Source organism: Nostoc sp. 2RC (assembly GCF_014222165.1).
Lineage (GTDB): Bacteria > Cyanobacteriota > Cyanobacteriia > Cyanobacteriales > Nostocaceae > Nostoc > Nostoc linckia.
The window spans coordinates 16,242-34,489 of the sequence record NZ_JACKZU010000032.1 but is presented as its reverse complement, the minus strand read 5'-3'; the positions used below and the strand labels follow the sequence as shown (position 1 = coordinate 34,489).

The following is an 18,248-nucleotide window of genomic DNA, read 5'->3' as shown; positions in this document are numbered from 1 at the left end:
GAGGGGAGACAAAGCGTAGCTTTGGCTCTTTGGGGTGCAATACTGTGGGAATCATAACTAATTATGCGGACATAATATTACATCAGGTTTGACTGAAGACTGATTATTAGAGACTATTTATTCACATCAGGGAACTCCAAAAAATAAATTATTCCGGTTCGCGTCATTGACTGCTGACTGTCAACCGTCAACCGTCAACAGTTAACCATCTTCTGTGGAATATTTTTTTAAGAAGCTAAAAAAATTTATTGTCCCTACTCCGTAAACACAGGGGTTAACCTTTACCTGTACCTATTCGCCACTCCCCATTTCCGACTCCCCATTTTCTACCCCACAGGTATAGGTTTTTTACACTTTCCTCAAAAATAGTAGTTTTAGCTTCTGGGGGTGTAGTGGTTGATAAAACTATCATCATTTCGTTGCTTGATTACAAACCCATACTTGTCAGCCATTGCCTACTCGGTTTTTCAAGCCGGGTTGATTGGAAATCAATCAAGTTTTGAAAAATTTATCTTCAGTATATATACTGTTTATTTTTAAGTAAAAATCTTTATCATGGCATTAAGTACTAAAGTCAGACTTACCAGTAAAACATCATAAAAACAACCAAAATCAAGATTTCTGCAAAGTTTATACAGTGCCGCTTGATGGCAGTGTGACACAATTTCGTGAAAAATATGATACAGAATCAAACCCTGAGATATGTGCTATGTCTCACTTTGTTAATTTTGAATTTTGTTAGCGCAGCTAAGCCGTGTCTGCGAGCGTCATTTTGAATTTTGAATTGGTATGACCTGTTATCAGAAGGCGATTCCTTTGGATATTGTTCCTGGTACAGGTTTGTTTATTGGTGACCAATTTATCTTAGACAAAAGTGATACTTATTTGAAAAAAATGCGACAAATACACATGCTCAAACCCTTGCAATCTGTAGTTTTCTGAATGCGTGAATTTTGAATTGGTATGATTTTTAGCACCCTTGGATTTAGGTTTGTATAACCATTTTGGATGCAACTAAGTCTAAAACATGACATTTTTTTGCCAAAAAAATTTGAAATTTGATTTATGCTAGCCACTTCCATTACTACAACCCCAGAAGAGAATAACTTAATTGAGTGTGATAGCGATCGCGGATTTATTTCTTGGCTGAGTCAAGCCGGAGGTTCAGTTGCCATCACGACCTACCAAGCCGGGAAACTAGCACTGGTGGGCTGGAACGGGGAACAAATTACCATGCTGTTACGCCAATTTTCCAAACCAATGGGGTTAGCTGTTCATGGTTCGCGTTTAGCACTGGCTAGCCATCACGAAGTCTATTTATTAGCCAACGCCCCCACATTAGCTTATGAATATTTAGAAGACCAGCCAGGACGCTACGACGCCCTTTACCTCCCACGAATGACATACTTCACAGGCGACCTGAACATTCATGACCTGGAATTTGGTAGGGAAGGGCTGTGGATTGTCAACACCCGCTTTTCCTGTCTTTCTGCCTTGAGTCCAGACTTTAGCTTTGTACCGCGTTGGCATCCCAAGTTTATTTCCCAAATAGTACCAGAAGACCGGTGTCACCTCAATGGCTTAGCAATGGTGGATGGCAAACCCAAGTATGTGACTGCCCTTGGTGCCACAGATACCGTTGGGGGATGGCGGACGGGCAAAGCCAACGGTGGAGTCGTAGTCGAAGTAGAAAGCAATGAAATTATAGTAGACGGGTTATCAATGCCCCATTCTCCAATTTGGCACGACGGATTTTTGTGGTTACTCAACTCCGGTGCAGGGGAAGTATGGCGCATTCATCCAGAATCAGGAGACAAACAAGTAGTGTGTGTACTCCCTGGATTTCTCCGGGGATTGTGCTGCGTCGGCTATTACGCTCTAGTGGGACTATGCCAGATTCGGGAACGGCATATTTTTGGAGGTTTACCCATTACTCAACGGTTTGAGCAGTTACTTTGTGGCGTGGCAGTTGTAGATTTGCGAAATGGACAGCACGTAGGGATGCTGAAGTTCACCGCAGGCTGTCAAGAACTTTATGATGTGCAGTTCCTTCCTGGCGTGCTGCGTCCGATGGTTTTGAATCAGCAACGCAAAGAAATCCGCCAAGCTTTTACCGCACCAGAGTTGAACTACTGGTTGCGACCAAGTGCAGTGATTCCTAATGACTAAACAATCTGTCTAGTCACAGCGTAATTCTTCAAATTAAATTTTTAATTTTTTTAGAGGTTTTTTTATGGCTGAATTCAAAGTCAATACTTACATCAATAATGAGCAAAAGAACCCCACAGTAGCAATGGATGCAGATGGGGATTTTGTCATCGCCTGGACTACCTATGGTCAGGATGGGTCGGGCTTTGGGATATATGCCCAACGTTACAACAGTGCTGGAATACCTCAAGGAAACGAATTCCAAATCAATACCTCTACCAGCGGCGATCAAATCAACCCTACAGTAGCGATAGATTCTACTGGGGACTTTGTTATTTCGTGGCAAAGCCAAGACGAATCAGGTAATGGGATATATGCCCAACGCTACAACAGTGCTGGGGTTGCTCAAGGGGGCGAATTTAAGGTCAATACTTCCAGCAATGGCGAACAAATCAATCCTACAATAGCGATGGATGCTGATGGGGATTTTGTTATTTCCTGGCAAAGCAAAGATCAAGACGGGTCAGGCTATGGAATATATGCCCAACGCTACAACAGTGCTGGGGTCGCCCAAGGAAATGAATTCAGAGTCAATACTTATACCATCGATCATCAAAGTAATCCTTCAATAGCAATGGATGCTGACGGGGACTTTGTTATTTCCTGGCAAAGCTATTATCAGGACAACTCCTACTATGGGATATATGCCCAACGTTACAACAGTGCTGGGGTCGCTCAAGGAGGAGAATTTAAAGTCAATACTTATACACTCAAGGATCAACGTAATTCCACAGTAGCGATGGATGCTGTTGGGAACTTTATTATTTCCTGGAGTAGCCTTGGACAAGATGGTGCTAGTTATGGGATATATGCCCAACGCTACAACAGTGCTGGGGTCGCTCAAGGAGGAGAATTCAAAGTCAATACTTACACCACCAGTAGTCAAGACAACCCCACAGTAGCAATAAATGCTAGTACTGGAGACTTTATTATTTCCTGGCAAAGCCTTGGACAAGACGGTTCTAACGATGGAATATATGCCCAACGCTACAACAGTGCTGGGGTCGCTCAAGGGAACGAATTCCAAGTCAATACTTATACACAAAGCTATCAAAATTCCCCCACAGTGGCGATGGCTAGCAATGGGGAGTTTGTCATTTCCTGGCAAAGCCTCGATCAAGATGGGTCTGTCAATGGAATATATGCTCAACTCTACAACAGCAGCAATGCTCCTCCACAAATCACCCTGGGTTCTGCCTCAGCCCTAACTTATACAGAGAATGCCACTACAGCCATTGACTCAGGTTTAACTGTCAGTGACACAGACTCCACCAATTTAGCGAGTGCCACTGTCAGTATCAGCAGTGGTTTCATCTCTGGTGAAGACACCCTCGCCTTCACCAACCAAAATGGAATTACTGGCAGCTACAACAGCAGCACAGGTGTCTTAACCTTAACTGGCACTTCTACTGTTGCTAACTATCAAGCTGCACTGCGTTCGATTACTTATAACAACAGCAGCGACAACCCCACCACTACACCCCGTGCCATCAGCTTTCTAGTTAATGATGGAAGTTCTAATAGTACTGCTGTTACCCGCAATATCAATATCACTGCGGTGAATGATGCGCCTGTTGCTGTTGCCACCAACTCTGCTGTGAGCTACACCGAGAACGCCACTACAGCAATCGATTCAGCCATTACCCTCATTGATGTAGACTCCACCAACTTAGTGAGTGCCACTGTCAGCATCAGTAGTGGTTTCGTCTCTGGTGAAGATGTCCTCGCCTTCACCAACCAAAATGGAATTACCGGCAGCTACAACAGCAGCACAGGTGTCTTAACCTTAACTGGCAGTTCCGCTGTTGCCAATTATCAAGCTGCACTGCGTTCAATTACTTATACCAACAGCAGCGACAAACCCATCACTACACCCCGCACCATCAGTTTTCTAGTTAATGATGGAAGTTCTAATAGTACTGCTGTTACCCGCAATATCAATATCACTGCGGTGAATGATGCGCCTGTTGCTGTTGCCACCAACTCTGCTGTGAGCTACACCGAGAACGCCACTACAGCAATCGATTCGGCCATCACCCTCAGTGACACAGACTCCACCAATTTAGCGAGTGCCACTGTCAGTATCAGCAGTGGTTTCATCTCTGGTGAAGATACCCTTGCCTTCACCAACCAAAATGGAATTAGCGGCAGCTACAACAGCAGCACAGGCGTCTTAACCTTAACTGGCACTTCTACTGTTGCTAACTATCAAGCTGCACTGCGTTCGATTACTTATAACAACACCAGCGAGAACCCCACCACTACACCCCGTACCATCAGTTTTCTAGTTAATGATGGAAGTTCTAATAGTACTGCTGTTACCCGCAGTATCAATATCACGCCGGTGAATGATGCGCCTGTTGCTGTTGCCACCAACTCTGCTGTGAGCTACACCGAGAACGCCACTACAGCAATCGATTCAGCCATTACCCTCATTGATGTAGACTCCACCAACTTAGTGAGTGCCACTGTCACCATCAGTAGTGGTTTCGTCTCTGGTGAAGATGTCCTCGCCTTCACCAACCAAAATGGAATTACCGGCAGCTACAACAGCAGCACAGGTGTCTTAACCTTAACTGGCAGTTCCGCTGTTGCCAATTATCAAGCTGCACTGCGTTCAATTAATTATACCAACAGCAGCGACAAACCCATCACTACACCCCGCACCATCAGTTTTCTAGTTAATGATGGAAGTTCTAATAGTACCGCTGTTACCCGCAATATCAATATCACTGCGGTGAATGATGCGCCTGTTGTTGCCAACCCGATTACTGACCAAGCAACGACAATAGACACCACCTTCAACTTTGGCCTACCTGCAAACACTTTCACGGATGTAGATACAGAAAATCTCACCTACACAGCTACCCTGGAAGATGGTAACTCACTTCCTGGCTGGTTGACCTTCAATGGCACCACCTTTAGTGGAACTCCCACAACTAATAACGTTGGTACCCTTAGCATCAAAGTTATCGCCAGTGATGGAACAACATCCATTGATGATGTTTTTGTACTGACCATCACCGACCCCAATAATCCAGCATTCAATACAATAAATGGCACTTCATCCGGGGATAAGATATCTGGTACGCAGATAAAAGATTTCATCTCTGGATTGCTGGGCAATGATAGTCTCATAGGATTAGGTGATAATGACACCCTTGATGGGGGTGACGGCAATGATACCTTAGACGGTGGTACAGGTAATGACAGTTTGATTGGTGGTAAAGGCAATGATACTTATATTGTAGACAGCCTCAGCGATGTGATTATTGAAGGCTTAAATGCAGGTACAGATGTAGTCAAGTCTTCTGTTAATTGGGTGCTGGGAGCCAATATAGAGAAGTTGATTTTGATCGGAACCGACGCAATCAATGGTACTGGTAACAACTTAAAAAATGTCCTCACTGGAAATAGTGCCGCTAACATCTTGAATGGAGCTGATGGCAACGATAGCCTGATTGGTGGTGCAGGTAATGATAGCCTGATTGGTGGTGCAGGTAATGACACCTTAGATGGTGGAGTCGGTAATGACACTTTAAATGGTGGAGCAGGGGATGACACTTACATCGTAGACAGTACCAACGATGTGATTATTGAAGGCTTAAATGCAGGCAAAGATTTAGTCAAGTCTTCTGTCACTTTTGTGTTGGCGGATAACGTGGAAAACCTCACCTTGACTGGAAGCTCAGCCATTAATGGTACTGGTAACAACCTCGGTAACATCCTCACTGGAAATACTGCTGCTAACTATTTGAATGGAGCTGATGGCAATGATAGCTTGGTTGGTGGTAAAGGTAATGACACTTTAGTTGGCGGCGCAGGTAATGACTCCTTAGATGGTGGAGTCGGTGATGATAGTCTTGATGGTGGAGCAGGGGATGACATTTACATCGTAGATAGTGCCAACGATGTGGTTATTGAAGGCTCAAATGCAGGTACGGATTTAGTCAAGTCTGCTGTGACTTTTGTGTTGGGAAATAACCTAGAAAACTTGACTTTGACTGGAAGCAAGGTGATTAATGGTACTGGTAACAGCCTGAATAATATTATTACAGGAAATGGTGGCGCTAATATTTTGAGTGGAGAAGATGGTAATGATAGCTTGATTGGTGGTGCTGGTAACGATACTTTAGTTGGCGGTGCAGGTGACGATGAATTAGATGGAGGTACAGGTGATGATAGTCTTGATGGTGGAATGGGTAATGACACTTATACCGTAAACAGCCTCAACGATACTATTACTGAAGGCTCAAATGCAGGCACAGATTTAGTTAAGTCTTCGATAAGTTGGGTGTTGGGAAATAACCTAGAAAACTTGACTTTGACTGGAAGCTCAGCAATCAGTGGTACTGGCAACAACCTGAATAACATCATCACAGGAAATACTGGCGCTAACCTCTTAAGCGGAGAAGATGGTGATGATAGCCTCTTTGGTGGTTCTGGTATTGACACTTTGTTGGGTGGTGCAGGTAACGATGTACTCATCGGTGGAGTTGGTAAAGACTTGCTAACTGGTGGAACTGGGCAAGATAGTTTCTATCTAACTGACACTCGCACTGGTGGCTTTGATACCATTACTGATTTTACTGTTGGAGATGATACTATCTTGATTTCTAAGGCGGAATTTACACTGAGCCAATCTGTGAATACTACGTTGGATTTGAGTATATTCCGACTTGGTACGGCTGCTACAGCCACTGGCGATCGCTTCATCTACGATCAAACTACGGGTAACTTATTTTTTGATAAAGATGGTAGCGGTAGTGCAGCAAAAGTTCAAATCGCTCTATTCTCCAATCAGGCAATGCTTACTAGTGCAAATATTACTGTGATTGCCTAACGGTAGCTATGTAGCAAGCATTGGTAAATTAGTCACTTAGTTGCAGCACTTTAAAATCAAAGGTTGGGTTTTGCTGTTGTAAAACCCAACCTTTTAGATTGAAATCCAAGAATTTATTGTTTGGTAGTCCCTGAATGTAAGTGCATTCTCACCAATTACAGAGCATCTGATTTAATTGCTACCAGGCTGGGTTGGAATCAGCTGTTGTTCGGTTGGAACTGGCGTAGTTTCCAAACTAGGGCTTGAACCAGCAGGTAATAGAGTTGGTGGTGTAGATGAAGAAACCCCAATCAAACTACTATCACTGCCATCAATACAAGTGTCCAACGCCTGGTTTGGAGGAAGTTCGATTTTACTAAGTAAGCCAACTACACACTGACCAAAGCGCACGGGTAACAAACTGCGACCACAGTAATTTAAGGCTGCTGGGTTAATTGCTTCCTTGGTTATTGAGCTAACGCCAACTACACAGGTGGCTAAATCCTCAGGACGCCTAGCTCTGCCACAGTAAGAAAGAGCATCCGCGGCTGTAATTTCAGTTTGCTTGTCAATTTTAACGATGCAAGCACCAAAATCCCTGGGACGTAGTGCATTAGCACAGCCTTGGGATGCTGCTTCTGGCGTTATACCAACCTTTAAAAGACCCTCTGCACAAACACTGTAATCATTTCTGTAGGAGACAGCGATCGCCATATCAGGTAAAATCGCTGTCAACAATCCAGTTATTGCCAAAACTGGTACTGTTATAATTCCAAAGGTCTGACCTTTACTAACCGCTTTTTTACTCTTTAACATTGCCATTCTCCAAACACCCAAAGTAATGCTAACTCAAATATCAGAATTCAGAACTCAGAATTCAGAACTCAGAATTCAGAACTCAGAATTCAGAACTCAGAATTCAGAACTCAGAACTCAGAATTCATAACTGCAAGATCTTGAGAGGATTGCTTATGCTGTAAATTGTGTTATCATAGACAATTGTGTTAATATTATGATTCTTTGAAAAAGAAAGCAGATTTCAAGGAAACTGAAGTACACAACCTCAGTGCAGTAAACAAGTATAAAGCTTGTTTTACTTCTGACTAGTAACTTCTGAATTCTGGATTCTGATGTCAAAATAGATGTTTGGGTAAAGTTTAAACAGGATTAGATTAAGGAAACTCATGTCCCGATACAGAGGGCCACGCCTCAGAATTATACGTCGCTTGGGCGACCTGCCTGGATTAACTCGTAAAAGCGCCAGACGTGCTTATCCACCAGGTCAGCATGGTCAGAACCGTAAGAAGCGCTCTGAGTATGCCATCCGTCTAGAAGAAAAGCAAAAGCTCCGTTTCAACTACGGTTTAACGGAAAAACAGCTGCTACGCTATGTGCGGAAAGCCAGACGTGTTACTGGTTCCACCGGACAAGTGTTGCTGCAATTGCTAGAAATGCGTTTGGATAACACAGTGTTTCGCTTGGGTCTAGCTCCAACGATTCCAGCAGCTCGCCAATTGGTGAACCACGGTCACATTACTGTGAACGGCCGTGTAGTTAATATTGCCAGCTATCAATGCCGTCCTGGTGAAGAAATTGCTGTCAGAGACAGGGCGCAATCACGCAAGTTGGTGGAAAATAATTTGCAATATCCGGGTTTGGCAAATTTACCGAGTCACCTAGAATTCGACAAAAATAAGTTGATTGGAAAAGTCAACAGTATTATTGAGCGGGAATGGGTGGCACTACAAGTTAATGAACTACTCGTGGTGGAATACTACTCACGACAAGCGTAAAAAGTTAGGAGTTAGGAGTTATGAGTTTTAGGTACTCACTCCTCACTCTTAACTATTTTCATCCGCCAATTTGTGACATGGTGCGGGTGTAGACACCCCTAACACCAGAGTCGCGGGCTTTAAAGTTAATTTCTGGCTTGATTGCTAGTAAGCGCCTCACCTGCTCTTTGATTTGAGCAGTACTAGTACCAGAACGCAAGGCAGTTTTCAGGTCGAGTTGACCAGTTTCATTCAATAAACACGGACGCAGCCACCCATCAGCACTTAGCCGCATCCGATTACAACGATCGCAAAAACATTCCGACATCTGACTAATAAATCCCAAGGTTCCCTCAGCTCCGGGAATTTTAAACACATCAGCAGGGCCAGAACCACTAACTTGTGATTCTATCAAACCCCAACGTTCCCGGATGCGTTGCCGTAAGTCAGCTGAAGATACCCAACCGCGATCGCCAAATAAATTTAAATTACCGATGGGCATGAACTCTATAAATCTTACATGCCACTGTTTATGTATTGTTAAGGCAGCTAAATCTAAAACTTCGCCATCATTAACGCCAGGAATGACCACCACATTCAGCTTCAGTGGGTCAAATCCCACCTGATAGGCGACTTGAATTCCATCCCAAACTTGTTGCCAACGAGAACGACTGCGGTTACTAATAATTTTGTCAAAAGTGTCGGGGTCGAGGGAATCCAGACTAATATTAATGCGTCTTAGACCTGCATCGTAGAGGTCTTGGGCCATCGGCGCAAGCAAAAACCCGTTGGTGGTTATTGACAAATCTTGAGTTTGGGGAAAAGAAGCGATGGCACTGACTAAATCTACTACGCGGGGACGTAATAGCGGTTCGCCCCCAGTCAAACGAAAGCGGCTAAAACCAAGAGGAATAAATACCTCTTGTAGGAGAGTGAGTAGTTCTTCATCACTCAACAGCTGTTGCTTGAGAATATAGTCCAGTTCTACTCCCTCTGGCATACAGTATTGACAACGGAAGTTGCAGCGATCTATTAAACTAATCCGGAGGTAGTCTACCTGGTTCATTGTTTTTATTTTTATTGTCTTTGAATAATGAAAAACACCACTGAGGTGGTTTACCCCTTCTCTCCTAGTTTTGTGGTAATTGAAAATACCGTCTTATCCCTTAAGTTAGAATTCACAGATTGTGGCATAATAAGCCGGTCGCATACACTACTAGTTAGCCATCAATCGTGCAAGATACCGACTCCATCAATGACCTTGCTGCGGCTTTACAACAGCCAGCAGATCTTACCTTTGAACTGCCCGATCCAGAAGATGAACAGATCCTAGAGTCAGATTTTCAACAGCAGCTCGAAATAGCTTGGCAGGTATGCGATCGCTTCGATCTGCAAACTGAAATCTGGCGGGGGCGAATTTTACGCGCCATCCGCGATCGAGAAAAAATTGGTGGTGATGGACGCGGTACAGGTTTTCTCAGATGGCTAAAAGAACGGGAAATCAGCAAAAGTCAAGCTTATGCCTGGATTCAACTGGCCAATAGTGCTGATACCCTACTAGAAGAAGGCAAACTAGACCCCAGCGCAGTCAATAACTTTAGCAAACGGGCATTTGTCGAAACCTCCAAAGCCGTCCCAGAAGTACAACACATGGTAAGTGAAGCAGCCCAAAAAGGCGATCGCATCACCAGGCGGGAAGTGCGACAACTCACCGACGAATGGACAGCCATGTCCTCAGAATTACTACCAGAACCAGTCAAAGCAAAAGCCGCAGATAACACCCTGCCGCCGCGCTACATTGCCCCTCTGGTAAAGGAAATGGAAAAACTACCAGAATCGCACCAAAAGTTTATCCAAAAGGAAATAGCCGCCAATCCTGATGTAGATACCTTGAAACAGGTAACTACAGAAGCGCGTAACTTAGCAAAATACCTCAAAGGTGCAGCTCAAGTCCAGGCCTTGGCGCAGGAAAATATTGATATTGAAACAGCCTTAGAAGAAGCGCAAAGAGTAGGCTGTTTGAGCATCGCTGCCGATTTAGTCAATCAAGCATCCCAAATGGAACAAACCATCGCCAAACTGTACATGACTTGGAAACGTATCAGCAATTTGGCAGATAGATTATATGTAGATACTGGCGCAAGCACACCCAACTTGCGATCGCTCCTCAGTAGCTTAGAACCTCTGGGTGGTGAAATCATGGAATTGCAACTCAGTGGTGCAACAGAACACACTGTACGTTTGCAAATTCAGGAGACGAATTAGGGAGTGTTGACTGTTGACTGTTGAGTGGTGACTGGGGAGTTATTAGACTTCTTGCAAAAGTCCTTATTCTTAACTTCTTGTTTGGTAGGACTTACGCAAAAACTCTCTGAAACTCTTATTCCTCGGTGTCCTCTGTCTTGAAAAGTTCAGATCGCCGGAAGCCGGCGCTCCGACTTTTCGCTGTGTCCTCTGTGGTTAGATTTTCCGTTGCCTGTGCGTAAGTTCTGTTTGGGTCTACCCTTCTCCTAACGGAGACGCTACGCTAACGTCGAATGCGTCTTTGCACGACAGTTGCTTCTCCTGTGGGAGACGCTACGCGTAGCTTGCTTCAGGGGAGGGTACAAGTCGGGTAACCTGCTGTTAGCGCCTGCCCCGTTTTTGGGTGAGACAAAAAGTTATGCAAGAGACTCCATGAGTTACACGCACAAAAAACAATAAAAATATCTTGGTTTTCCCAGTCCCAAGTCCCTATTTTTAAGGCAGATTCCATAACCTGCGCTCACAAGAAACAATAAAAATCAATTCAATCTTCTCATGCCCAATGCCCAATGCCCAATGCCCTATTTTCAAGGCAAATTCTAATTAGCAGCGCAAGATGCAGCTGTAAGCGATGAACTATGGGGTATGGCAGGTGGTACTTCAGCAACCAGAACTACGTTACCATTAGCATCCATCACCCATCCTTGGGCTTCAACAATTTCGTTAGGTTCTTTGACAGAATTTATTTTATGTGGTAAATAACTTTGCCGCTTTTCAGCAACCGATCTATTCTTCATACCATCAACACGATTCTCACTTTCTGGATTCAGTGTTATCCAATCTGCTAGCACTGCATCAGCCATCAATGGTTGTGTGGGATCGAGTGTTGTTCCTCCACGCCCAATGTGACTAAATGAACTCCTGCCCGTTTTTGCACCAGAACCACAATCAGCAGCAATTTGCTGAGAAGCATCAACCAGATTTGTTGGTAGTTCCGTTAATCCCTTACTGGGGTCAACATCTGGTGAGTTGATTTGTACTGTGCCATCTAATGAAGAGTTTTGCTGAGAAAACGCGGTGATGTCATTTGTTGGCAGATTATTCGGGTCTTTTTCTTGTGGGTCGAGCCTCGCTACCTCTGCACCTGTGCGCCGTACAAATCCAAAGATGTTTTTAGTGGTGATTGTGATTTTGCCACCAGAGCCAAAGTTGGCGTTAGCGGTAATATCGTTATTCCCAAAAAGAGGAGCTACGATGAAGCCATTGGGTGCATTGATGGTGATATTACCCCCATCTCCATCACCCTCGGCGTTAGTGGTTATTTGGCTGTTGCGGCGCATCAGTAATAAGTCCCGCACCTGTAGTGAAATATTCCCGCCCTGTCCGGACTTATTGTTAGAAGTGATGTTTCCTTCGTCAAGCAGGATAGAGCGAGCGTTTATGTTTAATGCACCTGGTGTCCCTGGATTACTTATATCTCCTTGGTAGATTGCATTATTTGCAACCCTAACGCTTACACTGATTTCACCTCCATCGCGGATAATCAATTGTCCTGTGGAGATGTCAATTATTCCCCCGTTTCCAAAGTTTAGAGTTGATGCCGACAAAATACTGGGGCGATTCGGTATTGGCTTTCCAGATATCTCTACTGAATCCAAAGCTCTCACAGTTATATTCCCTCCTTTACCTTCACCGGATATTACTTGTGAGTTTTGTACCGTTCCACTAGACTCTGCTGTTAACCTTGCTCCATCTTTGATACGCAATTTTCCAGTTGTGATTGTAATGTTACCCGCCTTCCCTTGACCAGCGCTGAGAGTAAAAAATCCAGTCAGAGTATTTGGCGATCTAAGACTACCAATTAGCTCCACGGAATCGGAGGCATCAATAATCAAATTTCCCCCAGCACCCTTATTTCTAGCAGTAGTAGTAGTTACTTGTGCACCATCCTGAACAATTAATTTCCTTGTAGTAATTTTTATACTTTCCCCATCTTCATTACCCCTAGTTTGACTTATCAAACTGACACCATTGCCAGTCAGTTCTAAGGTCTTAGCCTGCACCTGAATACTACCGCCGCGACCAGATACGTTACTAGCATCAACCTGAGACGGAATTTCAGAACCATTAGCTACTCGCCCGATTAGTCGAATGTTCTGGAATTTTTGGACATTTTCATATCCAAAGGACAAATCTTGGTTTGTTTGATTTACACTTACCAAACTATTGGCAGTGACACTGCCTAACTCAATTCGTCCTGACACTGCTGTTAAATTTCCGCCTTCTAATGTTATTTCACCACCTATAAGTGCTAAAGTTTTGCCTGGTTGCACTCGTAGACCCACAGGACGCCGTAAGATATTAGTTGTGTTATCTCGACTAGGTGCTTGGGATTGATTGCGGATAGGCTCCGCAGTTGACCCAAATTGTAACCCAATGGGAACACTTACTTTCAGCAAGGGTACAGTTTGGGGATCAGTGGCGCTAAATTTACTACCATCGGCAAAGTTCACACTACTCGCTGTACTCGCCACAAATGATCCGCCGATGTTTAAAGAAGCATTGGAGCCAAAAATAATCCCGTTGGGATTAATTAAAAACAGATTAGCTTTGTGTTGAGCTTTAATGATGCCTTCAATATTAGAAAATGATTTCCCTGTTACTCGGCTAATAATGTTTTCAACACCTTCAGTATTTATAAACTCAGCAGTAGCTCCAGGAAGTACAGAAAAATCTTTAAAACTGTGGAACAAATTGTTTCCGACTGCGGTTCCACCTTCAATAGTTGTGGTATTGCCTTGTGTTGTAACAACAGAATTACTAGATAGAGTACCATCTGGAATAATTGTGGTTTGGGCAATAGCAAAATTTGTGTAGAAAACTATTGCACCACCTGTTGCAACTCCTACCCCCTTAGACCAGATCCAAAGATTACCCATACTGGATATTGCACCTTTCCGAATAAAGTAAAAGCTGCTAAACAACGACGCTATACCTAAGATTAAATTGGCTACAGTAAAATTGGTAATTGGGTTTCAACTTTTACCAAAGTTGATAGCGCTTTATATTTTTCAAAAAATCAACTGCGAATATCAAAATGTTGGTTTTATATTTATAAACTATTGTCTTGAATGCAATAGTTTATAAATATAATTCATGAATATTTTATCAATTTAAACTTTTTTACTGTTCAGGTATTAATAATAAGATAAGAACAGATATTAAGTTGATAGTACTGTTAAAGATTAATGGCACGGGCAATCAACAAGTTTACCTTCATCTTCTGACCAACAAGTACAAACCGATAAATGGATACGCTTGTTTGGAAGTAATCCTAAAAATTTCTGTAAATGTTGAGCTTCATTAGCTTGATTAGATTGGAGTTTAGTTAAATCAAGTGTCCACTGAAATTTGATAATTTCTTGTGATGATATACCATACTTTTCGAGTATTTTTCTGAAGTTAGCTTTCTTTAAACTCTCACGCACTTCCTGTTGAATTTCGTCTTGTAACTGCTGTAATGTTTGAGGATCTGTGAGTGTTGGCTGTGGTGTTTGAGATTCCATGAATTTTACTTTCCTTGCAGACTGATAAATGTGTAAACTTATCTTGTGATGTGCTAAATCAACGTAAATTCGATTAGTACAGTTTGGCAACTAAAGAAATCAAAGATACACAGTCTAGAGTGGCACGATCGCCTTAACTTTCTAAAGCTCTTGTGAACTCTGATAATTATGACTTCAGCTTGGCTAGTAATAATTACGGATTGCTTAACATAACTTCATGTATTTCTGCTAAATTTCCTGAAAGTATTGATGAATCTAGTTGCTAACGTTCTTAATGGAAGGAAGAATAATTAATACTCTATCGGGGAAACACTAGGGTATAGCTTGTTTATTAGAAGGAGTAATGACCTACATCTGCGTTCTCCAAGGTATCTAACTCTGCGGAAATAAAAAGGTTGGGAGATGGAGAATAGAAACTTTGAAATTACGTTTTGCGAATGAAAATTGGTATGACAACTGAGTTAACTACGAACTTTCAATCTCATAACTAAAAAGTTATGTCTACGACAAACTACGCCAATGCATCATCACTGAGTTTAGTAGAAAGAGCGATCGCTCCTCTCAACCTCTTCAGTAGGTTACATTGAAATACGTAATCAGTTTTTTATTTTTTATCAGAGTTTATAAAGTTTCGCTTTTGCACACAATTAATAAACGTTAGTCAACAAAGCCGATTTTTAATTTCCAGCACAAGACGCAACAGTAAACGACGAACTATGGGGCATCCCAGCGGGTACTTCAGCAACTAAAACCACGTCACCATTAGTATTTAATATCCATCCTTGGGCTTCGACAATTTCACTAGGTTTGTTGAGGGAATTTGTTTTCTCTAATTTCTCTATGTTTCGCCGCGCCTGAAGATATTTCTTCTTGATTCCCTCGGCACGATTTTCAATTTCTGGATTTAGTGTTATCCAATCTGTCAGCACTGCATCAGTTGTCAATGGCTGTGTAGGATCGGCTGATGTTCCTCCGCGTCCAATATTAGTAAACGAACTGGTGGCGATTTTTGTACCAGAACCACAACCAGAAATAATTCGCTGGGAAGCATCTACTAAATTGACTGGTAATTCCACTAACCCCTTACTGGGGTCTGCATCTGGTGAGTTGATTTTTACTGTGCCACTTAAGGAAGGATTTTGCTGAGAAAATGCTGTGATGTCACTTGTTGGTAGGTTATTGGGGTTTATTTCTTGTGAATCTAACTTTTCTACGTCTGCACGGGTGCGGGAGACAAATCCAAAAATGTTTTTAGTCGTAATTGTGATTTTGCCACCAGGCCCGGAGAAAGCATTGGCGGTGATATCGCTATTTCCAAAAAAAGGAGCGACAACAAAGCCATTAGATGCATCAATAAAGATGTTACCGCCAGTTTTATCGCCTCCGGCGTTAGTGGATATTTGACTACTACCCTCCATCAATAATAAGTCCCGCACCTGTAACCTAATATTTCCACCTTTACCTGATTCACTATTGGATGTGAATTTTCCTTGATTGTCTAGCAAGATAGAGTTAGCATTTATATCTAAATCGCCAGCTTTCCCTAAATTTCTGGGATCTCCTTGCACATAAATTACATTTTTGCGAGCTTGGCTATTAACAGTTATTGCAGCTCCATCTTTGGCAATCAATTGCCCTGTTGTTACCGTTAAGTTTCCTCCATCTCCAGGCCCTTGAGTCCTGGAAAACAAGCCACTGACCCTAGAACCATTTGGTGAAGTTCCAATTAGTTCAATAGACTCAGAGGCGTTCACGGTCAACTTTCCTCCCTTTCCTGTAACTGGTATAAATTGGTTCACATTAAACAGATAGATGCCTTCGGAACTTGTTGATATTCTTGCTCCTCCCTGAATACGCAACTTTCCAGTATTAATTGTGATGTTGCCAGCATTTTGACTGCCATAAGTTTCACTAAATAATCCGCTGGAGACTATATCACTACCATCTTGCAACAGAGCAACAGGGAAACCGCCGATTAGTTCTACTGAATCTGAGGCATTGAGGGTCAATTCCCCCGGTAATCCTGAGCCAACATTGTACATTGATACTTGCGCTCCACCCTTGGCAATGAACTTTTTAGTAGTGATATTTATACTTCCAGAGTTGCCAGTGTTAAAAGTTCCAGTAGCCAAAAACGCATTGCGTTCAAGTGCTACAGATTCCGCAGCGTTGACTTGCAAATTTCCTCCTGGTTGTGTCCCCAAAGTAAAACCTAAAATATGGGAACCACCATTTATCAGCACATGTTTACCTTGCAGGTGGATATTACCGCCACTTTCACCACTTGTATCTACGGTAGAAAAAATTTTATTTAATCTGATGATTTCAATATTCTGAAAATTTTCAACATTTTCATATCCGAATGTCCAAACTTGATTTGTGAAATTTAGACTGACCAAACTATCAGGAGCAACGCTTCCCAATTCAATTTTTCCACCTTTGGCCGTTAAATTTCCACCTTCTAATCTGACTTCACCGCCTATCAGTGCTAGGGTATTACCTGATTGCACCTGTAAACCAACACTTTGTCCAAGGAGATTAGTTGCACCTTCTGGACTAGCTTGGGATTGATTGCGGATGGGAGCCGCTGTTGCACCAAATTGTAAGCCGACGGGAACGCTCACTGTCAACAAAGGTGCAGATTGAGGAACTGTAGCACTAAATTTTGTACCATCAGCAAAATTTAAACTACTTGCCGTACTAGCTATAAATGAACCACCAATATTTAAAGAAGCATTTTTCCCAAAAATAATGCCATTGGGATTAATCAAAAATAGGTTGGCAGCACCATTAGTTTTGATGGTGCCATCTATATTAGAAATGGAATTGCCTGTAACTCGGCTGATAATGTTTTGAGTATCTATTGGATTGTTAAAATGAACTGTCGTTCCTTCAAAGACAGAAAACCTGTCAAAACTGTGGAACAAGTTTTTCCCGCGAATTGCTCCTCCATCAATCTGGTCTGTGGGGCGACCATCGATTAACTTTGGTGTAACAATCGAACTTTCGCTTCCAAGGGTGTCATCCTTTTGAATTTGGGCTGAAGCAAAACCCTGATAGGAAGTGAGTACTCCAGCAATTGCCAGAGTACTCACCATACCTAATTCCCAGTAACAGAAGCTTCGATTTTGAGACATTATTCACTTGCGGTCAAAAAATCAGAGTCACTGACTAGGATAAACTTTTTACAGCGCAAAAACTAAATTGTTATCAAGAGAATTCACAACTCAGAATCCAGTGTTACAAAATGCTCGATTGAATTCTGAGTCATGAATTCTTCAGGTTAAATTATTTAGCAGTTGCAACCCAAAGGACTACCAGTGGAAGGACAAGGAATACACCATGCTTTTTTGACTAACACAATTTCTTCTTTTGGAGTTTTTGGTGTTGCTGCCAATAATGCATTGGATTGCTGTTCATCAACTGCATCATCAGATTTTAGTTGATTGGGGTCAAGATTGAACTGCCAATAAACTCTCAAAACTCTATCTTCTAATATGCCGTACTTTTCAAGTAGTGAATTGAAGTCAGCGTCTTTTAAAGTTGCATCAAATTTTTCCTGAATCTCGTTTTGTAATTGTTCTAATGTTTGAGGATCTAAAATTGGTTGAGAACTCATGAGTGCTTGGATTCCTT

The 18,248-nt window shown here is 42.6% G+C and carries 11 protein-coding genes; 5 read left to right on the top strand and 6 right to left on the bottom strand.

The features are described from left to right. Positions 1-789 precede the first annotated feature (789 nt). The 3 genes from GNE10_RS06130 (at position 790) to GNE10_RS06120 (ending at position 7,051) form a co-directional block, all read left to right on the top strand. Positions 790-942: a hypothetical protein gene (locus GNE10_RS06130; RefSeq protein ID WP_185564104.1), complete on the top strand. Its 153-nt coding sequence runs from the start codon at positions 790-792 to the stop codon at positions 940-942. Positions 943-1,065: 123 nt separating this feature from the next. After that, positions 1,066-2,169 carry a TIGR03032 family protein gene (locus GNE10_RS06125; RefSeq protein WP_185564103.1) on the top strand — a complete coding sequence of 368 codons (1,104 nt, stop codon included), beginning with the start codon at positions 1,066-1,068 and terminating at the stop codon, positions 2,167-2,169. A 64-nt stretch (positions 2,170-2,233) separates the two neighbouring features. Next, the gene (locus GNE10_RS06120) at positions 2,234-7,051 is read left to right on the top strand and encodes a putative Ig domain-containing protein (RefSeq protein WP_185564102.1); all 4,818 of its coding nucleotides are present in this window, start codon (positions 2,234-2,236) and stop codon (positions 7,049-7,051) included. 171 nt (positions 7,052-7,222) lie between these two features. Here GNE10_RS06120 and GNE10_RS06115 read toward each other — a convergent pair whose 3' ends face one another. Further along, on the bottom strand, positions 7,223-7,846 hold the full coding sequence (locus GNE10_RS06115) for a hypothetical protein (protein ID WP_185564101.1): 624 nt from the start codon (positions 7,844-7,846) through the stop codon (positions 7,223-7,225). A 368-nt stretch (positions 7,847-8,214) separates the two neighbouring features. Between GNE10_RS06115 and rpsD the strand changes: the two genes are divergently transcribed. After that, positions 8,215-8,823 (top strand): 30S ribosomal protein S4, encoded by a 609-nt coding sequence (rpsD, locus tag GNE10_RS06110; protein ID WP_099067936.1) that lies wholly within the window; start codon positions 8,215-8,217, stop codon positions 8,821-8,823. A gap of 58 nt (positions 8,824-8,881) precedes the next feature. Here the strand turns inward: rpsD and moaA are convergent, their stop codons facing one another. Then, positions 8,882-9,868, bottom strand: a complete 987-nt coding sequence (gene moaA / locus GNE10_RS06105; RefSeq protein WP_185564100.1) for a GTP 3',8-cyclase MoaA — start codon at positions 9,866-9,868, stop codon at positions 8,882-8,884. A gap of 167 nt (positions 9,869-10,035) precedes the next feature. Here moaA and GNE10_RS06100 point away from each other — a divergent pair, with 167 nt between their 5' ends. Further along, positions 10,036-11,067 carry a hypothetical protein gene (locus tag GNE10_RS06100; protein WP_099067934.1) on the top strand — a complete coding sequence of 344 codons (1,032 nt, stop codon included), beginning with the start codon at positions 10,036-10,038 and terminating at the stop codon, positions 11,065-11,067. A gap of 578 nt (positions 11,068-11,645) precedes the next feature. On the opposite strand, the gene GNE10_RS06095 is transcribed toward GNE10_RS06100, so the two are convergent. From GNE10_RS06095 to GNE10_RS06080, 4 genes are all read right to left on the bottom strand, one after another. Continuing rightward, positions 11,646-13,985: a filamentous hemagglutinin N-terminal domain-containing protein gene (locus tag GNE10_RS06095; protein ID WP_185564099.1), complete on the bottom strand. Its 2,340-nt coding sequence runs from the start codon at positions 13,983-13,985 to the stop codon at positions 11,646-11,648. 306 nt (positions 13,986-14,291) lie between these two features. Further along, complete coding sequence (locus tag GNE10_RS06090; protein ID WP_185564098.1) at positions 14,292-14,612, bottom strand: hypothetical protein; 321 nt, start codon at positions 14,610-14,612, stop codon at positions 14,292-14,294. 677 nt (positions 14,613-15,289) lie between these two features. Further along, positions 15,290-17,749: a filamentous hemagglutinin N-terminal domain-containing protein gene (locus tag GNE10_RS06085; RefSeq protein ID WP_185564097.1), complete on the bottom strand. Its 2,460-nt coding sequence runs from the start codon at positions 17,747-17,749 to the stop codon at positions 15,290-15,292. A gap of 155 nt (positions 17,750-17,904) precedes the next feature. Further along, on the bottom strand, positions 17,905-18,231 hold the full coding sequence (locus GNE10_RS06080; protein ID WP_099067930.1) for a hypothetical protein: 327 nt from the start codon (positions 18,229-18,231) through the stop codon (positions 17,905-17,907). Positions 18,232-18,248: the final 17 nt, after the last annotated feature.

What these genes read in the sequence shown, in the direction of transcription:
- rpsD (WP_099067936.1), top strand. Translation starts at nt 8,215, where the DNA reads ATGTCCCGATACAGAGGGCCACGCCTCAGAATTATACGTCGCTTGGGC.
- GNE10_RS06130 (WP_185564104.1), top strand. Translation starts at nt 790, where the DNA reads ATGACCTGTTATCAGAAGGCGATTCCTTTGGATATTGTTCCTGGTACA.
- GNE10_RS06080 (WP_099067930.1), bottom strand. Translation starts at nt 18,231, where the DNA reads ATGAGTTCTCAACCAATTTTAGATCCTCAAACATTAGAACAATTACAA.
- moaA (WP_185564100.1), bottom strand. Translation starts at nt 9,868, where the DNA reads ATGAACCAGGTAGACTACCTCCGGATTAGTTTAATAGATCGCTGCAAC.
- GNE10_RS06115 (WP_185564101.1), bottom strand. Translation starts at nt 7,846, where the DNA reads ATGTTAAAGAGTAAAAAAGCGGTTAGTAAAGGTCAGACCTTTGGAATT.
- GNE10_RS06120 (WP_185564102.1), top strand. Translation starts at nt 2,234, where the DNA reads ATGGCTGAATTCAAAGTCAATACTTACATCAATAATGAGCAAAAGAAC.
- GNE10_RS06125 (WP_185564103.1), top strand. Translation starts at nt 1,066, where the DNA reads ATGCTAGCCACTTCCATTACTACAACCCCAGAAGAGAATAACTTAATT.
- GNE10_RS06085 (WP_185564097.1), bottom strand. Translation starts at nt 17,749, where the DNA reads ATGTCTCAAAATCGAAGCTTCTGTTACTGGGAATTAGGTATGGTGAGT.
- GNE10_RS06090 (WP_185564098.1), bottom strand. Translation starts at nt 14,612, where the DNA reads ATGGAATCTCAAACACCACAGCCAACACTCACAGATCCTCAAACATTA.
- GNE10_RS06095 (WP_185564099.1), bottom strand. Translation starts at nt 13,985, where the DNA reads ATGGGTAATCTTTGGATCTGGTCTAAGGGGGTAGGAGTTGCAACAGGT.